Raw genomic sequence first — 18,716 nt, forward strand, 5'->3', positions numbered from 1 at the left:
TCAGCGCAGTACATAGACCAGGGGGAAGAGGATGATCCACACCAGGTCCACCATGTGCCAGTAGGAGGCGCCGCTATGCAGGTTGTTCATGGCGGTGCCGTTGTCCGGGCCGTAGTTGCCGCGGCGGGCCTGGAACCAGAGGACGGCGAGGATCACCAGCCCCAGCAGCACGTGCATGAAGTGGAAGAAGGTGAGGGAGAGGTAGAACATGTAGAAGGGGCTGGTGGACAGGGTGATGCCGGCCCCCAGCTTGTCGGCGTACTCCACCAGCTTGACGGCGACGAAGCCGCTGCCGCAGAGGAAGCCGGCGGCCAGCCAGGGCGCCACCTTGTCCCTGAGGCCCGCTTCGGCGGCCTGCACGGCGCGCACCACGAAGTAGCTGGCGGTGAGCAGGAGGATGGTGTTGAGGGCGCCGGCGTTGCGGTCCAGGGCCAGCTGTTCGGCGTTGAACAGTTCCACGTGCTTGGCCCGGGTGAAGGCGTAGGCGGCGAAGAAGACGCAGAAGGCCAGCAGTTCGGCGCAGATGAAGAACCAGATGGCCAGGTCGCCTGGCAGGCGGCGCTCGCTGGCGGGGGACGGAATGGCAAGGGCTTGGGTATCCATGGGCCCCAGTATAGGAAGGGGGTCCGGGGGCGACTTTGATACCTGCTAAGAACGTCGGCAAAAGGTGGCCGGGGCCGCCGCGGGCCGCGGCAGGCCCTAGCCGGGGGCGCCCGGGGTGGCCTGCAGCAGGGTTTCGAGACGCTCGGCGACGGCGGAAAAGTCGCCGGCGGGTACCGGGCGGGAGAAGTGGTAGCCCTGGCCGTAGCGGGTGCCCATGCCGCGCAGCAGGGCCAGCTGGGCCTCGTTCTCGACCCCTTCGGCCACCACCTCCAGGCCCAGGCTGCGGGTCATGGCGACGATGGCCTCCACCAGGGCCCGGTCGCTGCTGTCCTGGCCCATGTCGCGGACGAAGGACTTGTCCACCTTGACCGTGGTCACCGGGAAACGCTTCAGGTAGGAGAGGGAGGAATAGCCGGTGCCGAAATCGTCCAGGTAGATGCGGATGCCCACCTGGCGCAGGGCCTGCAGCCACTCCAGGGCCTGCTTCATGTCGGACATGAGCACGCCCTCGGTGATTTCTAGGACCAGGGCGCCGGGGGGCAGGCTGCGCCGGCTGAGGGCCTCCATCACCGCCGAGGGCGGCAGGCCGTGGGGAATCTGGCTGCCGGAGACGTTGATGGAGAGGTACAGGTCCTCCCGGCCTTCCCGGCGCCACTGCTGCAGCTGGTCGCAGGCCGTTTCCAGCACCCACAGGCCGATCTCCTGGATCAGGCCGGTTTCCTCCGCCACCGGGATGAAGTCGTCCGGCGGCACCATGCCCTGCTGGGGATGGACCCAGCGGATCAGGGCTTCGGCGCCGGCCAGGCGGTTCTGCTGGATGTCCACGATGGGCTGGTAGAACAGGCGCAGCTCCTGGCGCTCCGCCGCCAGACGCAGTTCGTTCTCCAGGCGGCGCCGATTCTCGGCGGCGGCGGCCATGGAGGGGTGGAAGAACTGGTAGTCCCGGCCGCCGCTGCGCTTGACCCGGTCCAGAGCCAGTTCGGCGTTGCGCAGCAGGGTCAGCAGTTCCCGCCCGTCCTCCGGGTAGAGGGCGATGCCGACGCTGCTGCCGACGAAGGCCGGAATCTCTCCCAGCTCGTAGGCCAGGCCCAGGGTCTCGACGATGCGGTGGGCCACCTTGGACGGCACCTCCTGGCCTTCCACATTGGGCAGCAGCAGGGCGAATTCGTCGCCGCTGGTGCGGCCCAGCCAGTCGCTGCCCTTGATGCAGTTGCGCAGCCGGTTGGCGGCCATCAGCAGCAGCTCGTTGCCCACGTCGAAGCCCTGGCCGTCGTTGATGCGCTTGAAGCCGTCCAGGTTGATGAGCAGCAGGGCGAAGGGCTGCTTGGGATTGAGGATGATCATTTCCCGGATCTGCTGCTCCAGGCCCATGCGGTTGCCCAGGCTGGTCAGCAGGTCGGTGACGGTCATGCGCTGGGCGAAGGTCTCCACCAGCTTGCGCTGGGTGATGTCACTGGCGATGCCCTGGACCAGGGCGTCGCCGATGGGGGTCAGGCTCAGGTGCAGCCAGCGCGGATTGTCCGGCAGGGCCAGTTCCAGGTCGTCCTCCTGGGCACTGTTGCTTTCCAGGCAGCTGCGCAGCAGGGCCGCCGTCTGCTCCGGCTGGCCCCAGGGCAGGGCCAGCAGGTTGGGCGGCATGCCGCCTGGCCGCTCTTCCTGGCCGCTGAGGCGGGCCAGGGAACGGTTGTGGGAGAGCAGGGTGCCCTGGCCGTCGGCCACGAAAATGCCCGATTCCGCATTTTCGAAAATGTCCCGGTACTTGCGCTCGTCCATGGCCTGGCGCAGGCGCAGGCTGTGCTCCTCCTCCAGGGCGGCCACCAGGTCCTCGGTGAGACCGTTGATGTCGTCCACCAGGCGGCCGATTTCGTTGCCGCCGTGGCCGGGGGGCGCCGGCAGCCGCTCGCCCAGGGTCGGCTTGAGCAGGTGCAGGCGGTCGGAGATGGCCTTGATGGGGGCGACGATGAGGCGCAGGACGATGAAGATCACCGCCAGGGTCAGCAGGGCCAGCTGGGCGGCCAGTACCAGGCCGACGAACAGGCTCTCGCGGAAGGTGCGTTGTTCCAGGGCTTCCCGGTTGGGTTGCAGCTCGATTTCACCGACCCGGCGGGTGGGGTCGAAGGGGGAGTAGATGTCCCGCCGCAGGGCGGCGGCGCTGTTCTGGGACAACTGGCCGCTGCGCTCCTCCCGCCCCAGCTCCTGGTTCAGGCTGCGGATGCTGACGGCGGCCACCTCGCTGTTGCGGATCAGGCCCCGGGCCACTTCCGTCGCCAGCTGGGCGTCTTCGATGAAACAGGCGATGCGCACCGTCTCCTCGATGGTGTCGAGCAGTTCCCCCAGGCGGTTGTTGGCTTCCTGCTGGGCCAGGTGGTTGGTGACGACCCAGGTGATGCCGATCACCAGGGTGCCCACCAGCAGGGTGACCCCGGCCATGGCCCAGACGGCCCGGCTGAGGATGTTGCGTTTGGGCGGGCATCTCATGGGGTCCGGTTCTCCAGTTCCAGCACCACCTTGACCCGGCCATCCACCCGGCTGCGGTCCAGGTAGCCGATGGCGCCCCGGTTGCTGGCCACGGTGTTGAGCAGCATGTCCGGCGACTGCTGCTGCAGGGGCGGCGAGGTGCGCCCGGAGAAGATCACCCGGGCCCAGTAGGCATTGATCTCCGCCGGGCTCTTGCCCACCAGGCGCCAGTAGAACTGGGTCCGCTCCAGGGATTCCTGGGGCAGTTCCAGGGGCACGGCGGTGAGGCCGGAGGGGAACTGGCGGTAGCGGCCGAGGAAAATGTTGGTGACGTCTTCCCGGCTCAGTTTTTCCACACCGCTGCGGGGATTGACCACCACCACCAGGTCGCCGGCGGCCTGCCCGGCTGCGGGGAGCAGCAGGGCCAGGGCGAGGCGGAGGCTGGGCAGGAGGCGGGGTTTCACGGGCGTCGTCTCAGAAAATGAAGTCGGTGACGATGCTGATGACGTCGGTGCGGCCGTTCCAGCCCGGCGTGTCGCGGCGGGTGGGGAAGATGGAATCGCTGCTGCCGCGCACGGCGTCGTACTGCAGCTTCAGGTCCATGTTGGTGCGGAAGTCCCAGCGTAGGCCCAGGGTCACGGTGTGCTGGTGGCTGCGGGAATCGGCCAGGATGCTGCTGACGGCCGCATTCAGCAGGCCGGCGGGCAGTCCCGTGGCCAGGCTCTTGGGCGTGGATTTCTGCCAGGAATAGCCGGCGTAGGGCGTGAACTGGCCGATGCGGTAGCCCGCCAGCAGGGTGCCGGCCCGGGAGTCCTGGAAGGCGGCGCTCTGCTGGCGGATGCGGTTGAGCATCAGCTGGGCCTGCAGGGGGCCGGATTCGTAGAGGGCACCGAGGGAGTAGAACTCGCTGTCCTTGTCCTGGGTGTCGAGGGCGTCGGCCGCGGCGGCGGCGCTGGGCACGCCGCTGGCCCGCAGGCCGTTAACCACCGGGTCGATGGGCAGGTTCTGGCCGAAGCGCAGGTGGGCGTAGCCGGCCCGCAGGGTCCACGGGCCCAGCAGGTAGTCCAGGTGGCCGCCGTGCATGCTGGAGCCGCCCATCTGCCATTGCTGCTCGCCCAGGGCCAGGCATGCCGTGCATGCGGCCGCTGAAGGCCTGCACCTTGCCCAGGCCCGGCCCCAGGGGGAAGGTGAAACTGCCGTCCACCCCGTCCACGTGGGAGAAGGGCAGGGAGGTGAAGTAATCCACCGAAGGCCGTACCGCCAGGTAGGAATAGCCCACCAGGCGGGAATCGGCGAGCATGAAGAAATTGGTGCCGAGGCGGCCGGCCCGCAGGCTGAGGGAGGGGGTGGGGTCGTACTTGAGGTAGGCCCAGGTCAGTTCGGGCTGGTAGGTCTGGTCGTAACGGTAGCGGGTGACCCCCTGGACCACCGCCTCGAGCTGGTCGGTGGCCTGCCAGTTGGCCTGCAGGCCGAGCACGCTGTCCACCCGGGACGACCAGTTGCCGCCGGAGGTGCCCCGGGGCTGGGAAAGGTCCCGCACGAAGTCGGCGCCGTCGGCGGAGGAGCGGGTCAGGCCCAGGGTGCCGAAGCCCCGCAGATGCAGGCGCGCGGGCTCGTTCTCCAGGCTGTCGGCAGCGTCCGCGGCGGCCGGGAGCGGCAGGCAGAGCAGGGCGCCGAGCAGGGCTGCGAGGCAGGCTGCAGACGGCCCCGGCGCCAGCATCGGGCCGGGGTCGGGACGGTTCTGGGCAAGACTGTTTTCTTTATGCATTGGTCAATTCCACCCCCCCTGGTGCGGCTCGAGGGAATTGCGTCTGTTGGCTGTCAGTCTGTTCTTGACGCAGCTTAACCAATTGCTGCACTGCGTAAAAGCAATTAATACACGCCGGCGGGCCCGCCGGCTGCGGTCCCGGCCGTTCGGCGGGGCAAAAAAAATCCGGCGGACCCTTGCGAGTGCGCCGGTTTGTCAACGGAGGTTGGGAGGTGACAAAAAAGGTGTTGCTGGTTCCGCTCCCGCCGCGGTTGGGGCGGCGGGGGCGGAGGTGTTGCCGGGACCTCAGGCGGCTGCCTTGTCCTCGCCCTTCACGAAGAAGCTGGCGATGTACAGGATCAGGCCGATGAGGAAGACCACGCCGGTCCACTCACGCATCCAGTAGAACAGGGAGATCTTGTCCTGGGTTGCCATGAAGGACAGGGGAGTCTCGGAGACGCGCTGCAGCCAGACTTGCAGGATGCCGGCGGCGGTGAGGAACAGGGTGATGAAGACGATGGAGATCGTCATCAGCCAGAAGCTCCACATTTCCAGGACCTGGGACTTGTTGCTGTTGGCAGCACGGCCGCGCAGGATGGGCATGGCGTAGGAGATCATGGTCAGGTTCACCATCACGTAGGCACCGTAGAAGGCCATGTGGCCGTGGGCTGCCGTGATCTGGGTACCGTGGGTGTAGTAGTTCACCGGAGCCAGGGTGTGCAGGAAGCCCCACACGCCGGCGCCCAGGAAAGCCATCACACCGGTCCCCAGGGCCCACAGGGTGGCGGCCTTGTTGGGGTGTTCGCGACGACGGCGGTTCACCATGTTGAAGGCGAACACGGTCATGGCGAAGAAGGGGATGGGCTCCAGGGCGGAGAACACGGAACCCCACCACTGCCAGTATTCGGGCGTGCCGATCCAGAAGTAGTGGTGACCGGTACCGATGATGCCGGTAACCAGGGTCAGGGTGATGATGACGTAGAGCCACTTTTCGATGACTTCACGGTCCACGCCCGTCACCTTGATCAGCACGAAGGCCAGCATGGCGCCGAGGATCAGTTCCCACACGCCTTCCACCCAGAGGTGCACCGTCCACCACCAGAAGAACTTGTCCAGGACCAGGTTGGTGGGGTTGTAGAAGGAGAACAGGAAGAACACGGCCAGACCCCACAGACCCAGCAGCATCACCAGGGAGATGGAGGTCTTGCGCCCCTTCAGCACGGTCATGCTGATGTTGAAGAGGAAGGCCAGGGCGACGATGACGATACCCACCTTGGTGATCAGCGGCTGTTCCAGGAACTCGCGGCCCATGGTTTCGAGCAGGTCGTTACCGGTCAGCTCGGCCAGGGTGGCGTAGGGAACCGCCAGGTAGCCGACGATGGTCAGGGCCCCTGCCACCAGGAAGATCCAGAACATGGCGAGCGCCAGCTTGGGGCTGAACAGCTCGGTTTCCGATTCTTCCGGGATCATGTAGTAGGCCGCACCCATGAAGCCGAACAGCAGCCACACGATGAGCAGGTTGGTGTGGACCATGCGGGCCACGTTGAAGGGGATCATCGGGAACAGGAAGTCCCCGATCACATACTGCAGGCCCATGATCAGCCCGAATATGATCTGCCCGACGAAAAGACCGATTGCCGCGATGAAATACGGCGTGGCAACGGCCTGGGATTTATATTGCATAGCGATGACTCCTTAAGCGTAAGCTCTGTTTTTCTGGGGTCCGCGTCGAGGCATCAGCCCTCGATGTTGGGCGGCCAGTTGGCGGTATTGATCTCAGAGGTGTACTTGAGGAAAGCCACCAGATCGTCCAGTTGCTGCTCAGTCAGGTTGAACTGAGGCATCTGGCGACGGCCGGGGGCACCGCTGGGTTGGCCCTTGATCCAGGCTTTGATGAAGTCACCACCGCGGCGGGGATACACATTGCCCAGCTCGGGCGCAAAGTAAGCGCCTTCGCCCAGCAGCGTGTGGCAGCCGATGCAGTTACGGGTTTCCCAGATTTTTTTACCGTTGGCGACGGCCGGGGTCAGATTGGCCCGGTTATCGCGCTTCGGCAGTGTTGCGGTTGAGTCGAACGACAATGCCAAGAACAGCAGAAAGAAAAAGACCGTTCCGCCGAAAAAGATATTGCGCGCCATCGACTTAGTGAAAGCGCCGCTCATGCTGCCCTCCTTTCATGAGAGGAAAAAATAAAGATGGAACACGGCAGTGCGGAGAGTAGCGACGGGGCTCCTTATGCAGCCATGATGTGAATCAAAAAGGCCGGAAGGGCCTCCGTCGCTCTCCGGACAAGGCCGGCTTTGGGATTCCGCCCTCCAGCCCTTAGAATTGAGGCTTCACCCCTAGTCCGGCCTCACGCCATGCCCGAACGCACCCTCGCAGACCTGATGACCTGGAATATCGTCGAGGTGGAGCGTCGGACCACCCTGCTGGCGGCGGCGGAAGTCATGGAAACGGCCCGCATCAGCTCCCTGCTGGTGCGCGAGGGCGCCCTGATGGTGGGCATCGTCACCGAACGGGACATCCTGCGGGCCCTCTCCGCCAACGTGGACGGCCTGCTGGCGGTGGATCAGGTGATGAGCTCCCCGGTGTATACCGCCGATTCCCGCATGTCCGTGCATCACGCCTACCACCTGCTGGCGGAAAAGGGCATCCGCCACCTGCTGGTGACCGGCGAGGCGGGCCAGCCCGTGGGGGTGGTCAGCGAGAGCGATTTCCGCTTCCACCTGGGGGCCGCCTTCTTCCGCCGCCTGCGGGACGTCAATGCGGTGATGCAGAGCGGCGTCCAACTGCTGCAGCCAACCGATACGGTGCGCCAGGCCCTGGCCCTGATGTCCGCCAGCAGCCTGCGCTGCGTTGTCGTCGCCGAGGCCGGCCGGCCCCTGGGCATCCTCACCGAGCGGGACGCCCTGCGCTTCTTCCGCCGCGGTGCCGAGAGTCTGGAGCAGCCCCTGGGCACGGTGATGAGCGCGCCGGTGGCCAGCATCCCGGATGGCTACCCCCTCAGCCAGGCAGTGGACCGCATGCAGGCCGAGCATGTGCGCCATCTGGTGGTGGTGGGGGCGGGCGGGGAGATGGTGGGGGTGGTGTCGGAGCACGACATCGTCAGCCAGCTGGAAGGCGAGTACCTGGACTACGTGCTGCAGGAAGGGCAGTCCATCCGGGCCCAGCTCAAGGAAAGCCGCCTGCGCCTGAGCGCCGTCTTCAACCAGACCAGCGAGTTCATCGGCATCCTGGACCTCAAGGGGCGCCTGCTGGAGGCCAACCAGTCGGCCCTGGACCTGATCGGCCGCCAGCCCGCCGAGGTGCTGGGCCAGCTGTTCTGGGAAACGCCCTGGTGGGTGCATGAGCCCCTGGTGCAGCAGCGCCTGCGCCAGGCCGTCGAGCGGGTGGCGGCGGGCGGCGAGGCCCAGCGTTTCGAGGTCACCCACATGCGCCGGGACGGCCGCCTGCGCTACGTGGATTTCATCCTCAAGTCGGTGGAGGACGAGCCGGGCCAGCCCCTGCAGCTGCTGGCCGAGGGGCGGGACATCACCGACCGCAAGGAAGGGGAGGAGCAGCACCGGCTGGCCCTGAGCGTATTCGAGAACAGCCACGACGGCATCCTCATCACCAACCCGGAGGGCCTGATCATCGAGGTGAACCGGGCCTTCTGCGAACTCACCGGCTACGCCCGGGAGGAGGCCATCGGCCAGCCGGCCCGCATGCTCAATTCCGGCCACCACGACCGTACCTATTTCCGCCAGCTGTTCCAGGTGGTCTCCGAGCGGGGCTTCTGGAAGGGCGAGATGTGGAACCGCACCAAGTCCGGGGCGGTGACGGCGGTACTGATGACGGTCAGCGCCGTGCATGACGATGGCGGGCGCATCAGCCACTTCGTCGGCGTCTTTTCCGACATCACCCAGCAGAAGGAAAACCAGCGCCGCCTGGAGCGCCTGGCCCATTACGACGCCCTCACCGGCCTGCCCAACCGCACCCTGATGAGCGACCGCCTGCACCTGGCCATGGCCCAGGCCCAGCGCCGCAACAAGCTGCTGGCGGTGTGCTACCTGGACCTGGACGGCTTCAAGGCCATCAACGACAGCCACGGCCACCAGGCCGGCGACCGCCTGCTGATGGACGTGGCCGAGCGCCTGCGCCGTTCCCTGCGCGGTGGCGACACGGCGGCCCGCCTGGGGGGCGACGAATTCGTCCTGCTTCTCAACGACCTCACCGCCCTCTCCGAACTGGAGCAGATCCTGGAGCGACTGCTGCTCTCCCTGGCCGCGCCCTTTGCCCTGCAGGGACAGACGGCCAGCGTTTCCGGCAGCATCGGCGTCACCATCTATCCGACGGATGATGCCGATGCCGACACCCTGGTGCGCCACGCCGACCAGGCCATGTACGCCGCCAAGCAGTCCGGCCGCAACCGCTACCAGCTCTTCGACACCGAGCAGGACAGCCGGGCCCGCAGCCTGCGGGAAGCCATCGTCAATGCCCGCGCCGCCCTGGAGCAGGAGCAGTTCCGCCTCTACTACCAGCCCAAGGTGAATCTCTGTTCCGGCCTCATCGTCGGCTTCGAGGCCCTCATCCGCTGGCAGCATCCGGAGCAGGGCATCCTGGCGCCGGCGGCCTTCCTGGTGGACCTGGAGGAGACCGATCTCATCGTCGATATCGGCGACTGGGTCATGGAAACCGCCCTGGCCCAGCTGGAAGCCTGGCAGGCCCTGGGCTGGGACTATCCGGTGAGCATCAACATCGCCGCACGCCACCTGCAGCAGCCCGACTTCCTGCCCCGCCTGCAGCGGGCCCTGGAGCGCCATCCGGCGGTGCCGCCGCGGCTGCTGGAACTGGAAATCCTGGAAACCGCGGCCCTGGAAGACGTGGGCCAGGTGAGCCTGGTCATCGCCGCCTGCCAGCGCCTGGGGGTGGGCTTCGCCCTGGACGACTTCGGCACCGGCTATTCCTCCCTCTCCTATTTCAAGAGCCTGCCGGCCCGCACCCTGAAGATCGACCAGTCCTTCGTGCGCGACATGCTGCACGACCCGGAAGCCCTGGCCATCGTCGAGGGCGTGGTGGGGCTGACCTCCGCCTTCCAGCGCAGCGTGGTCGCCGAAGGCATGGAAACCGTCGAGCACGGGGTCATGCTGCTGCGCCTGGGCTGCATCCATGCCCAGGGCTATGCCATCGCCCGCCCCATGCCGGCGGCGGAGGTGCCCGCCTGGGCCGCCTCCTTCGAGCCCGATCCGCGCTGGGTCGAGGTGGCGTCCCAGCAGTGGCTGCGGGAGGATTTTCCCCTGGTGGCGGCCCAGGTCGAGCACCGGCGCTGGATCGACACCGTCATCCAGGCCCTGGAGGAGGGCGACGCGGAGTGCTTGCCCGCCGACCTGGCCGATCCCACCCGCTGCCGTTTCGGCATCTGGTACCTGGGCAGCGGCCAGCAGAACTACGGCGACCTGGCCGCCTATGGGGCGCTGGACGCTCCCCACCGGGAGGTCCATGCCCTGGCCAGGGCCGCCGCGGCCCAGCTGCAGGCCGGCGACGCCCGGGCCGCCAAGGCCGTCATCCCCCAGCTGCGCCGCCATGGGCGGGCCCTGCTGGCGGCCCTGGAACAGTTGCAGGCCGCCATCATCGCCCAGCGGGAACCCCGCTGCGTCGCCGCCCCCTGTGCCGACGACCTGCCCGTCGCCCCTTGATGTCCCCTGACGCCCCTTCAATGAACCAGGCTTGCGCCATGAACTACGCCATCGTCCCCGTCACTCCCTTCGAACAGAATTGCACCCTGCTGTGGTGCCCCGAGACCATGCGGGGAGCCGCGGTGGACCCGGGGGGCGACCTGCCCCGCATCCTGGCCGCGGCTGAGAAGCACGGCGTCACCCTGGAAAAGATCCTGGTGACCCACGGCCACATCGACCATGCCGGCGGCGTCGCCGAACTGGCGGCCCAGCTGGCCATTCCGGTGGAAGGGCCCCACGTGGACGACCAGTTCTGGATCGACGGCATGCCCCAGCAATCCAAAATGTTCGGCTTCCCCGACGTGCGCAGCTTCACCCCGGACCGCTGGCTCCAGGGCGGCGACAGCGTGCAGGTGGGGCGCCAGACCCTGGAGGTGCTGCACTGCCCGGGCCACACCCCGGGCCACGTGGTCTTCTTCGACCGCCCGGGCAAGCTGGCCCTGGTGGGCGACGTGCTCTTCGCCGGCTCCATCGGCCGCACCGATTTCCCCAAGGGCGACTACGACACCCTGATCCGCTCCATCCGGGAAGTGCTGTTCCCCCTGGGAGACGAGGTGGAGTTCATTCCCGGCCACGGCCCCATGTCCACCTTCGGCCAGGAACGGCGCTTCAACCCCTTCGTCGGCGCCCATGGCTGAAATGGTCGAGACCGTCGATCAGGCGGAGCCCCCTACCTACCAGCTGCTGATCCAGGTGGCGCAGCCCGTCACCGTGACGGTGGGACGCCTCGGTCCCTGTTCCTTCCCGGCCGGCCGCTACGTCTACACGGGCTCGGCCCGGCGCAACATGGCGGCCCGCCTGGCCCGCCATCTCTCGCCCCACAAGCTGCTGCACTGGCACATCGACTACCTGCTCACCGCCCCCGGCGTGCAGGTGGTGGGCACCCGCCTCTTCGACGAGCCCGAATGCCAGATCAACCGCAACATGCCGGGAGAAGTGCTGATCCCGGGCTTCGGCAGCACCGATTGCCAGGCAGGCTGCGGCAGCCATCTCAAGTATCTGGGGGTTTGAGGCGGGAAGGGCTTGGCCACAGAGGGCACAGAGGGCACAGAGGGCACAGAGAAAGGTGGTAACCCGGGTTGTTGTCGAGGGGAGTCGGAGGCCTGACCGGGCGCCGGCAACGAAGAAGGAAACCCTCTGTGCCCTCTGTGTCCTCTGTGGCAAAGCTGTCGCTCCCCCGGAACCCCTTTATCCACGGGCTTCGGCGTCGATCGGGTGGGCAAGATAGCGGGAAAGGCGGGAAAAATGCTATCTTCACGCCTTCTTCACCCCCGAGCCGCTCCGGAAACGGTGGTCGCGGCCCTGTATGGATCTAGGCATCATCCTGTTGTTGATTGTTTTGAACGGCATTTTCGCCATGTCCGAAATTGCCGTGGTGTCCTCGCGCAAGGCCCGTCTGCAGCGGCTGGCGGAGGACGGCAGCCAGGGCGCCGCCGCGGCGCTGAAACTGCATAGCGAACCTTCCCGTTTCCTCTCCACCATCCAGGTCGGCATCACCTCCATCGGCATCCTCAGCGGCGCCGTCGGCGAGGCGGCCCTGGCCGATCCCCTGACCCAATGGCTGTCCCAGTTTCCCCTGCTGGGCGAATCGGCCCGGGTCATCGCTCTCTCCCTGACCGTGGTCCTGCTCACCTACATGTCGGTGGTGGTGGGCGAACTGGTGCCCAAGCAACTGGCCCTGCTCGGCCCCGAGGGCATCGCCTCCCTGGTGGCCCGGCCCATGGGCTGGCTGTCGCGCCTGACGGCGCCCCTGGTGTGGCTTTTCTCCGCTTCCAGCGGCGCCATCCTGCGCCTCTTCGGCGCCCGCCGCAGCGACGAGCCGCCGGTGACCGACGACGAGATCAAGGTGCTCATGGGCCAGGGTGCCGAGGCCGGCGTCTTCCATGAGAGCGAACAGGAGATCGTCTCCAACGTGCTGCGCCTGGACGAGCAGCGGGTGGCGGCCATCATGACGCCGCGCAAGGACATGTACCTGGTGGACCTGGCCGAATCCGAGGCCGAGGTGCGGCGCCAGGTGGCCGAGTGCCCCTACGCCCGGGTGGTGGTCTGCCAGGACGGCCTGGACCGGGTGCTGGGCATCCTGCAGCGGGGCGACCTGCTCAAGCCGGTGCTGGAGAACGCCCCCTTCAACGTGCGCAAGGCCCTGCGGCCGCCGGTCTATGTGCCGGAGAGCGTCACCACCACCCACCTGCTGGAATCCCTGCGCCGCAACCGGGCCCAGTTCGCCCTGGTCATCGACGAATACGGCGAGGTGCAGGGCCTGGTCACTCTCAACGACGTGCTGGCCGCCATCGTCGGCGACATGCCGAGCCAGGACGACGACGGCGAGCAGGACGTGGTGGAGCGGGAGGACGGTTCCTACCTGATGGACGGCGGCCTTTCCATCGAGCGCCTGAAGTCGGTGCTGGAGGTCAAGGAAGAGCTGCCGGGGGAAGAGGAAAACGCCTTCCACACCCTGGGTGGCCTGGTCATGCACCAGCTGGGCCGGGTGCCGGTGGAAGCCGACCATTTCCACCTGGCCGGCTGGCGCTTCGAGGTGGTGGACATGGACAAGAACCGGGTGGACAAGGTGCTGCTGTCCCTGGGCGACCCGGAGACGGACGACCAGGCCGACGCCGCCTGAGGCAACAGTCTCAGCCGCAAAGAAAAACGCCGGGCAGTGCCCGGCGTTTTTGCGTCAACCGTTGTTGCGTTCCAGCAGCAGCTGGAAATCCTCCACCGGCACCGGCGGGCTGAACAGGTAGCCCTGGATTTCGTCGCAGCCGGCGGCCCGCAGGAAGTCGAGCTGCTCCTCCGTCTCCACCCCTTCGGCGATGACCAGCAGGCGCAGGTTCTTGGCCATGCTGATGATGGCCTTGGCGATGGCCGAGTCGTCGCCGTCGTGGGGAATGCCGCTGACGAAGGACCGGTCGATCTTCAGGTTGTCGATGGGGAATTTCTTCAGGTAGGCCAGGCTGGAATAACCGGTGCCGAAGTCGTCCAGGGCCAGGCGTACGCCGGCCTGATGGAAGTCCTCCAGCATCTGGATCACCGCCTCCGAGTTGTGCATCAGCATGCCCTCGGTGATTTCCAGCTCCAGGTTCTCGCCGGGGAAGGCGTGCCGTTCCAGGGTTTCGTTCACCAGCTGGGAAAGGCCGGGGCGGAACTGGCGCGGCGACAGGTTCACGGCGATGGTCAGGTCCTCGTAGCCGGCCTCGCGCCACAGGCGGCCCTGGCGGCAGGCCGCATCCAGGACCCAGGCGCCGATGCTGACGATGAGGCCCGTCTCCTCCGCCAGGGGAATGAAGGCGGTGGGCGGGATCATGCCCTGTTCCGGATGGTGCCAGCGGATCAGGGCCTCGGCGCCGACGATGCGGCCCGTGGCCAGCTCCACCTGGGGCTGGTAGTAGAGGCGGAATTCCTGGCGCTCCACCGCCTTGCGCAGGGCCCCTTCCAGCTTCAGGCGTTCCAGGGAGCGCAGGTTCATTTCCTGGGAATAGAAGAGGGGGCCGCCGCTGGTCTGCTTGACCCGATACATGGCGGTGTCGGCGTTGCGCAGCAGGGTTTCCGCGTCGCGGCCATCGTCGGGGAAGACGGCGATGCCGATGCTGGCGGTGAGCAGCACCTCGTGGTGTTCGATCTGGAAGGGCTCGGCCAGGGCGTCGAGGATCTTCTGCCCCACCAGGGCGGCGTGTTCCCGCTTGGTGATGTCGAACAGGGCGACGATGAACTCGTCGCCGCCCAGGCGCGCCACCACGTCCTCGGCCCGCAGGGTCTCCTGCAGGCGCCGCGCCACTTCCTTGAGCAGGGCGTCGGCGGGGGCGTGGCCGAAGGAATCGTTGATGGTCTTGAAGCGGTCCAGGTCCACGAACAGCACGGCGCCGTGGGTCTGGTTGCGCTGGGCTTCGATGAGGGCCTGTTCCAGCAGGGAAAACAGCAGGGAGCGGTTGGGCAGGCCGGTGAGGGCGTCGTAGTAGGCCAGGCGGTAGATCTGCCGTTCCGCCTCCTTGCGCTCGGAAATGTCGGAGAAGACCAGGAAGTAGTGGCTGAGGATGCCCCGGGTGTTTTTCACCGAGCTGATGGAAACCCATACCGGATAGGTGTCGCCGTTCTTGCGTCGGTCCCACAGCTCGCCCTGCCAGGCGCCGGAGGAGGCCAGGGCCACCTGGATTTCCGCCGCCAGGTTGGGGTCGTCCCGGGTCGGCTGCAGCAGGGCCGGCAGGCTCATGCGCACCTCGGCCTCGCTGAAGCCGGTGATGTCGCAGAAGGCCTTGTTCACCGACAGCACCCGCTGCATGGCGTCGGTGACGATCACCGCCTCGCTGTTGTGCTCGAAAATCTTGGCGTGCAGGCGCAGCTTTTCTTCTCGCTCCAGCTGGTTGGTGATGTCCACCAGGTAGCCGATGAGGCCCGCCGGTTCGCCGGCCTCGTTGCGCGACAGGGAAAGGGAGACGCTGGCCCAGAACACCTCGCCCGACTTCTTGCGCCGGCGCACCTCGAATTCCCGGCGGCCGTGGTCGAGGAAGGCGTTGTAGAAGAGGTCGTCCTCCTCTTCCAGGGTCTCGCTGCCGTCGTCGGCATAGAGGAAGAGGATGTGCCGGCCCACGGCCTCGGCGGCGGTGTAGCCGAACAGGCGCTCGGCCCCCTTGTTCCAGCCCATGATGTAGCCGGACAGGTCCATGGTGATGACCGAGTCGTGGATGTGGTCGAGGATCTGGCTCTGCTCCTCCACCTTGGCTTCCATGCGGGCCAGGTCTTCCTGGCGCAGATTGAAGGCCTGGCGGGCATGCAGGGCACCGGCCAGGAGGGCGGCCAGGTCGCCGAAACGGCGGTGTTCCAGGGCGCTGTAGCCCTCGGCCTTGCCGCCCACGGCGAGGAGCCCCAGCAGCATGTCGCGGAAGGTGAGGGGACAGGCCAGGGCGTCGGGCCGGGTGGCTACGGTGCCCGAGCGGCGCGCTTCTTCAAGCAGGGCCTGCCAGGGGCCGGCACTGGCGGGCAGTTCCAGGGTGCCATCCCCGTTGGCCAGGTACAGCGTGCCTTCCGGGCTGGCCATGGCGCTGCGGCACATCGCCTCCAGCTGGGCCACGGGAATCTCGCCTTCCCGCAGCAGCAGGGCGTAGCACAGCTGGCCGGCCAGCTCGAAATCGGTAGCGCCGCCACCCAGATGGGGAAGGAAGGAGTTGCCCTGGTCGGGAGCCATGGTTCTGCCGCCTGCCTCAGGCCACGTCGATGTGGCTGACCCAGGCCAGGGCGTCCACCTGCAGCTGACCCAGGGCATCGCCGCGCAGGCGCAGCTTTTCCAGCAGGGCCGTATCCGGCGCCGGCAGGCCCCGTTCCAGGCTTTCCACCAGGGACAGGGCGTCGCCCAGGGGGCCCTGGTGGCGGCCCACGGCCTCGGCCACCTCGTCGGCCAGGGGCAGGGCCGCCAGCACGCTGTCCATGGGCAGGTGCAGCAGCACGTCGAGCAGGGAGAAGGCTCCGGCCATGTAGGCGCAGTCGTGGAAGTCCGTGTCCTCCGCCGCCTCCGGATGGGCGGCCAGGGCGATCAGTTCCACCAGGCGGCCGCGCAGGGCGGCCTGGGGCATCAGGGGATTGGGCTGGCTGCCGGCGTTGAACTGGTTGGCGTAGATCAGCAGTTGCAGCCAGCGCTGCAGCTGGCGCCTGCCGAGCAGGGTGATGGCCTGGGCGAAGCTGGTGATCTTGGTGGTGGCGCCGACGGAAACGGAATTGACCAGGCGCAGCAGGTTGTAGGAGAGCTTGGGCTCCTGCTTGATCATTTCCTCGATCTCCCGGGTGTCCGCGTCCTGGACGATGAGGGAGAGCAGCTTGAGCAGGCGCAGCTTGGTCGGGTCCGCCGGGGAGGTGGGGCATTCCTCCGGCTGGGGCACGAATTCGCCGCTCATCAGGGTAAAGCCCCGGGCGCCGCACCAGACGAAGAGGTCGTGGCTGCTGACGCCGTCGGCCACCAGGGTCAGGCCCTTTTCCTTGAGCCGGTTGAGCAGCACCGGGGAGACCTGCTCCCGGGCCGTGGCCGCATCCAGGCGCAGCAGCTGGGCGCCGGCCTCGGCGCATTGTTCCAGGGCCGGGGCCGAATCCACGTCGGCCCCCAGGCGGTAACCCTGCTTGGCCAGTTCCTGGCAGCGGGCGGCGCCGGCCGCATCGAGCCAGACCTCCGCCGGCAGCAGCAGGGAGACCTGTTGCGGCGGCAGCTGGCGGGTCAGGCCGCTGTGGTTGAGGTCCGTACCGCTCAAGGGCACCAGCCAGGGCAGGGGCGAGGGCTGGGGCTGGTTCTGGCCGTGGGCGAAAAGCTGGCTGCTGGCGGCCAGGCCGATGCCCCGGGGCCCCAGTTCCAGGGCCGACCAGGCTTGATTGACGTCCAGCAGGGGGCGCAGGCAGGAGAGGGTGGCCGAGGTCATTAGGGATTTACTCAAAACGAAGCGGTGTTCTTGGGTCGATTCTTGTTTTTTCGGGCCCGAGGGCCGTTTTTCCGACCTCGTGGGGGCATCCCCCGACGGGGGGCGCTGCAACGGGATGGTAACGGGAGACCAGGAAAATTCAACCCTTTTTGTCAATAAAGCGTCTTAACCCAATAAATCTTCTCGGATATTGCAATTGCGGAAATCCTCGGGATGGGGAAAGTCCACCAGCACCAGGCGGCGGCTGTCCTGCCATTCCCCCACCTTGTGGCGGCCTTGGGCCACCCAGGCCGCCAGGTCCGCCGCCAGCTCCCGGCGGCAGAGGCAGAAGACGGAGTGGCGCCGCTCCCCGGCCCGGGCCACGGCCACCTCGGCGTCGGCCTCGAGCAGGGCGTGGCGGAGGCGCGCCACCAGGTCTGCAGGGAAGTCCGGGGAATCGCAGGGCACCAGCATCACCAGGGGCTGGGGACTGGCGCTGAGGGCGGCGTGGAAGCCGCCCAGGGGGCCGGGGTAGTCCGGCAGCAGGTCGGGCAGCAGGGGGTGGCCGAAGGCGGCGTAGGCCTCGGCATTGCGGTTGGCGTTGATGGCCACGGCCGCCACCTGGGGCGCCAGGCGGGCGGCGATGCCCTGGGCCAGGGGCCGGCCGCGCCAGGGCAGCAGGCCCTTGTCGGCCCCGCCCATGCGGCGGCCCAGGCCCCCGGCCAGGACGACGCCGAATACCGGGGGCGGGGAGGCGGGGGAAGGGGTGGAAGGGGAGGGCATGGCGGCAGCGGCAGGCGGGGAGTGGGCAGGGGCGGCCATTGTACTCCGCCGGTGACGGCGCCTCAGTCGAGGCCGGCCTGGCGGCGCACCTGGCGGGCGCAGGCGAGGAAGTGGGGCAGGCAGGGGTTGGGATTGGCGGCGGCCCAGATGATGCCCTGTTCCACCAGGGGTGGCGCGGCGATGGGGCGGAAGGCGGCGCCCTGCAGTTGCATCTTGCCCATGGAGCGGGGCACCAGGGAGACCCCCAGTCCTTCGGCCACCAGATTGACGATGGTCTGCTGCAGGTGGGTTTCCAGGCAGACCTTGGGTTCGAAGCCGTGCTCCCGGCAGCAGCCGGCCACCAGGGCGTGCAGGGCCGGGGCGGTGGCGGCGGGAAAGGTGATGAAGGGCTCCCCCGCCAGGTCCGCCACGGCCACGGTCTCCTCCTGCGCCAGGGGATGGTCCGCCGGCAGCACGGCGCAGAGGGGCTCCCGGTGCACGCACAGGTATTCCAGGCCCGCCGGACGCTGCCAGGGAAAGGCCAGGCCCACGTCGCAACGGCCGGCCAGGAGGGAATCGTCCAGCTCCCGGGGCAGCAGTTCCCCCAGCTGCACCTCCACCTGGGGGAAGTCCCGGCGGTAGGCCTTGATCAGGGGCGGCAGGGCGCTCCAGGCGGCAGCCATGGTGAAGTCCAGGCGCAGGCTGCCCTGTTCGCCCCGGTGCACCGCCCGGGTGCCCTGCACCGCCTGCTCCAGGTCGGCCAGCAGGCGCCGGGCCTGGGCGAGGAAATGCCGCCCGGCCACGGTCAGTTCCACCTGGCGGGAGCTGCGCTGGAACAGCATCACCCCCAGGGATTCCTCCAGGGCGGCGATCTGCCGGCTCAGGGGCGGCTGGGAGATGTGCAGCAGGGCGGCGGCCCGGCCGAAGTGCAGGGTCTCGCCCAGGGTGACGAAGTAACGCAGTTGGCGCAGGTCCGGCAGCATCGTTGCGTCCAGGGTATTGATGTGCGACTTATATAGCATTGGACGGTATGAATGGGGAAGTCCTAAGCTGGTGCCT

The 18,716-nt window shown here is 67.6% G+C and carries 15 protein-coding genes; 4 read left to right on the forward strand and 11 right to left on the reverse strand.

Features of this window, described 5'->3' with window-relative positions:
* The 7 genes from AZSP09_RS01175 to AZSP09_RS01205 all read right to left on the reverse strand — a co-directional run bounded on the left by AZSP09_RS01175 (nt 1) and on the right by AZSP09_RS01205 (nt 6,969).
* Nucleotides 1–603 carry a cytochrome c oxidase subunit 3 family protein gene (locus tag AZSP09_RS01175; protein WP_152088922.1) on the reverse strand — a complete coding sequence of 201 codons (603 nt, stop codon included), beginning with the start codon at nt 601–603 and terminating at the stop codon, nt 1–3.
* 96 nt (nt 604–699) lie between these two features.
* Entirely contained in the window at nt 700–3,081 is a 2,382-nt protein-coding gene (locus AZSP09_RS01180; protein ID WP_152088923.1) for a putative bifunctional diguanylate cyclase/phosphodiesterase, read from the reverse strand.
* The gene (locus AZSP09_RS01185; protein WP_152088924.1) at nt 3,078–3,524 is read right to left on the reverse strand and encodes a hypothetical protein; all 447 of its coding nucleotides are present in this window, start codon (nt 3,522–3,524) and stop codon (nt 3,078–3,080) included. Before AZSP09_RS01185 ends, AZSP09_RS01180 begins: the two co-directional genes overlap by 4 nt.
* A gap of 10 nt (nt 3,525–3,534) precedes the next feature.
* Entirely contained in the window at nt 3,535–4,143 is a 609-nt protein-coding gene (locus AZSP09_RS01190; protein WP_172974671.1) for a porin, read from the reverse strand.
* Nucleotides 4,040–4,828 carry a hypothetical protein gene (locus tag AZSP09_RS01195; RefSeq protein ID WP_152088926.1) on the reverse strand — a complete coding sequence of 263 codons (789 nt, stop codon included), beginning with the start codon at nt 4,826–4,828 and terminating at the stop codon, nt 4,040–4,042. The genes AZSP09_RS01190 and AZSP09_RS01195 overlap by 104 nt, the downstream gene beginning before the upstream one ends.
* A gap of 285 nt (nt 4,829–5,113) precedes the next feature.
* Nucleotides 5,114–6,490 carry a cbb3-type cytochrome c oxidase subunit I gene (locus tag AZSP09_RS01200; RefSeq protein ID WP_014238124.1) on the reverse strand — a complete coding sequence of 459 codons (1,377 nt, stop codon included), beginning with the start codon at nt 6,488–6,490 and terminating at the stop codon, nt 5,114–5,116.
* A gap of 53 nt (nt 6,491–6,543) precedes the next feature.
* A complete protein-coding gene (locus AZSP09_RS01205) occupies nt 6,544–6,969 on the reverse strand; it encodes a c-type cytochrome (RefSeq protein ID WP_014238123.1) in 426 nt (141 codons plus the stop codon).
* 198 nt (nt 6,970–7,167) lie between these two features.
* Between AZSP09_RS01205 and AZSP09_RS01210 the strand changes: the two genes are divergently transcribed.
* The 4 genes from AZSP09_RS01210 (at nt 7,168) to AZSP09_RS01225 (ending at nt 13,144) form a co-directional block, all read left to right on the forward strand.
* Nucleotides 7,168–10,482, forward strand: a complete 3,315-nt coding sequence (locus AZSP09_RS01210; protein ID WP_152088927.1) for an EAL domain-containing protein — start codon at nt 7,168–7,170, stop codon at nt 10,480–10,482.
* A 38-nt stretch (nt 10,483–10,520) separates the two neighbouring features.
* Complete coding sequence (locus AZSP09_RS01215) at nt 10,521–11,159, forward strand: MBL fold metallo-hydrolase (protein WP_152088928.1); 639 nt, start codon at nt 10,521–10,523, stop codon at nt 11,157–11,159.
* Nucleotides 11,152–11,532: a GIY-YIG nuclease family protein gene (locus AZSP09_RS01220; protein WP_014238120.1), complete on the forward strand. Its 381-nt coding sequence runs from the start codon at nt 11,152–11,154 to the stop codon at nt 11,530–11,532. The genes AZSP09_RS01215 and AZSP09_RS01220 overlap by 8 nt, the downstream gene beginning before the upstream one ends.
* A gap of 295 nt (nt 11,533–11,827) precedes the next feature.
* Nucleotides 11,828–13,144, forward strand: a complete 1,317-nt coding sequence (locus tag AZSP09_RS01225) for a hemolysin family protein (protein WP_152088929.1) — start codon at nt 11,828–11,830, stop codon at nt 13,142–13,144.
* 54 nt (nt 13,145–13,198) lie between these two features.
* On the opposite strand, the gene AZSP09_RS01230 is transcribed toward AZSP09_RS01225, so the two are convergent.
* The 4 genes from AZSP09_RS01230 to AZSP09_RS01245 form a co-directional block, all read right to left on the reverse strand.
* Complete coding sequence (locus AZSP09_RS01230; protein WP_130458789.1) at nt 13,199–15,700, reverse strand: putative bifunctional diguanylate cyclase/phosphodiesterase; 2,502 nt, start codon at nt 15,698–15,700, stop codon at nt 13,199–13,201.
* A 16-nt stretch (nt 15,701–15,716) separates the two neighbouring features.
* On the reverse strand, nt 15,717–16,916 hold the full coding sequence (locus AZSP09_RS01235; RefSeq protein WP_014238117.1) for an EAL and HDOD domain-containing protein: 1,200 nt from the start codon (nt 16,914–16,916) through the stop codon (nt 15,717–15,719).
* 165 nt (nt 16,917–17,081) lie between these two features.
* Nucleotides 17,082–17,717, reverse strand: a complete 636-nt coding sequence (gene mobA / locus AZSP09_RS01240; protein ID WP_232058829.1) for a molybdenum cofactor guanylyltransferase MobA — start codon at nt 17,715–17,717, stop codon at nt 17,082–17,084.
* Between the two features lie 23 nt (nt 17,718–17,740).
* Nucleotides 17,741–18,679 (reverse strand): LysR substrate-binding domain-containing protein, encoded by a 939-nt coding sequence (locus tag AZSP09_RS01245; protein ID WP_232058830.1) that lies wholly within the window; start codon nt 18,677–18,679, stop codon nt 17,741–17,743.
* Nucleotides 18,680–18,716: the final 37 nt, after the last annotated feature.

The sequence above is a fragment of the Azospira sp. I09 genome (assembly GCF_009177135.1).
Classification (GTDB): Bacteria; Pseudomonadota; Gammaproteobacteria; order Burkholderiales; family Rhodocyclaceae; genus Azospira; species Azospira oryzae.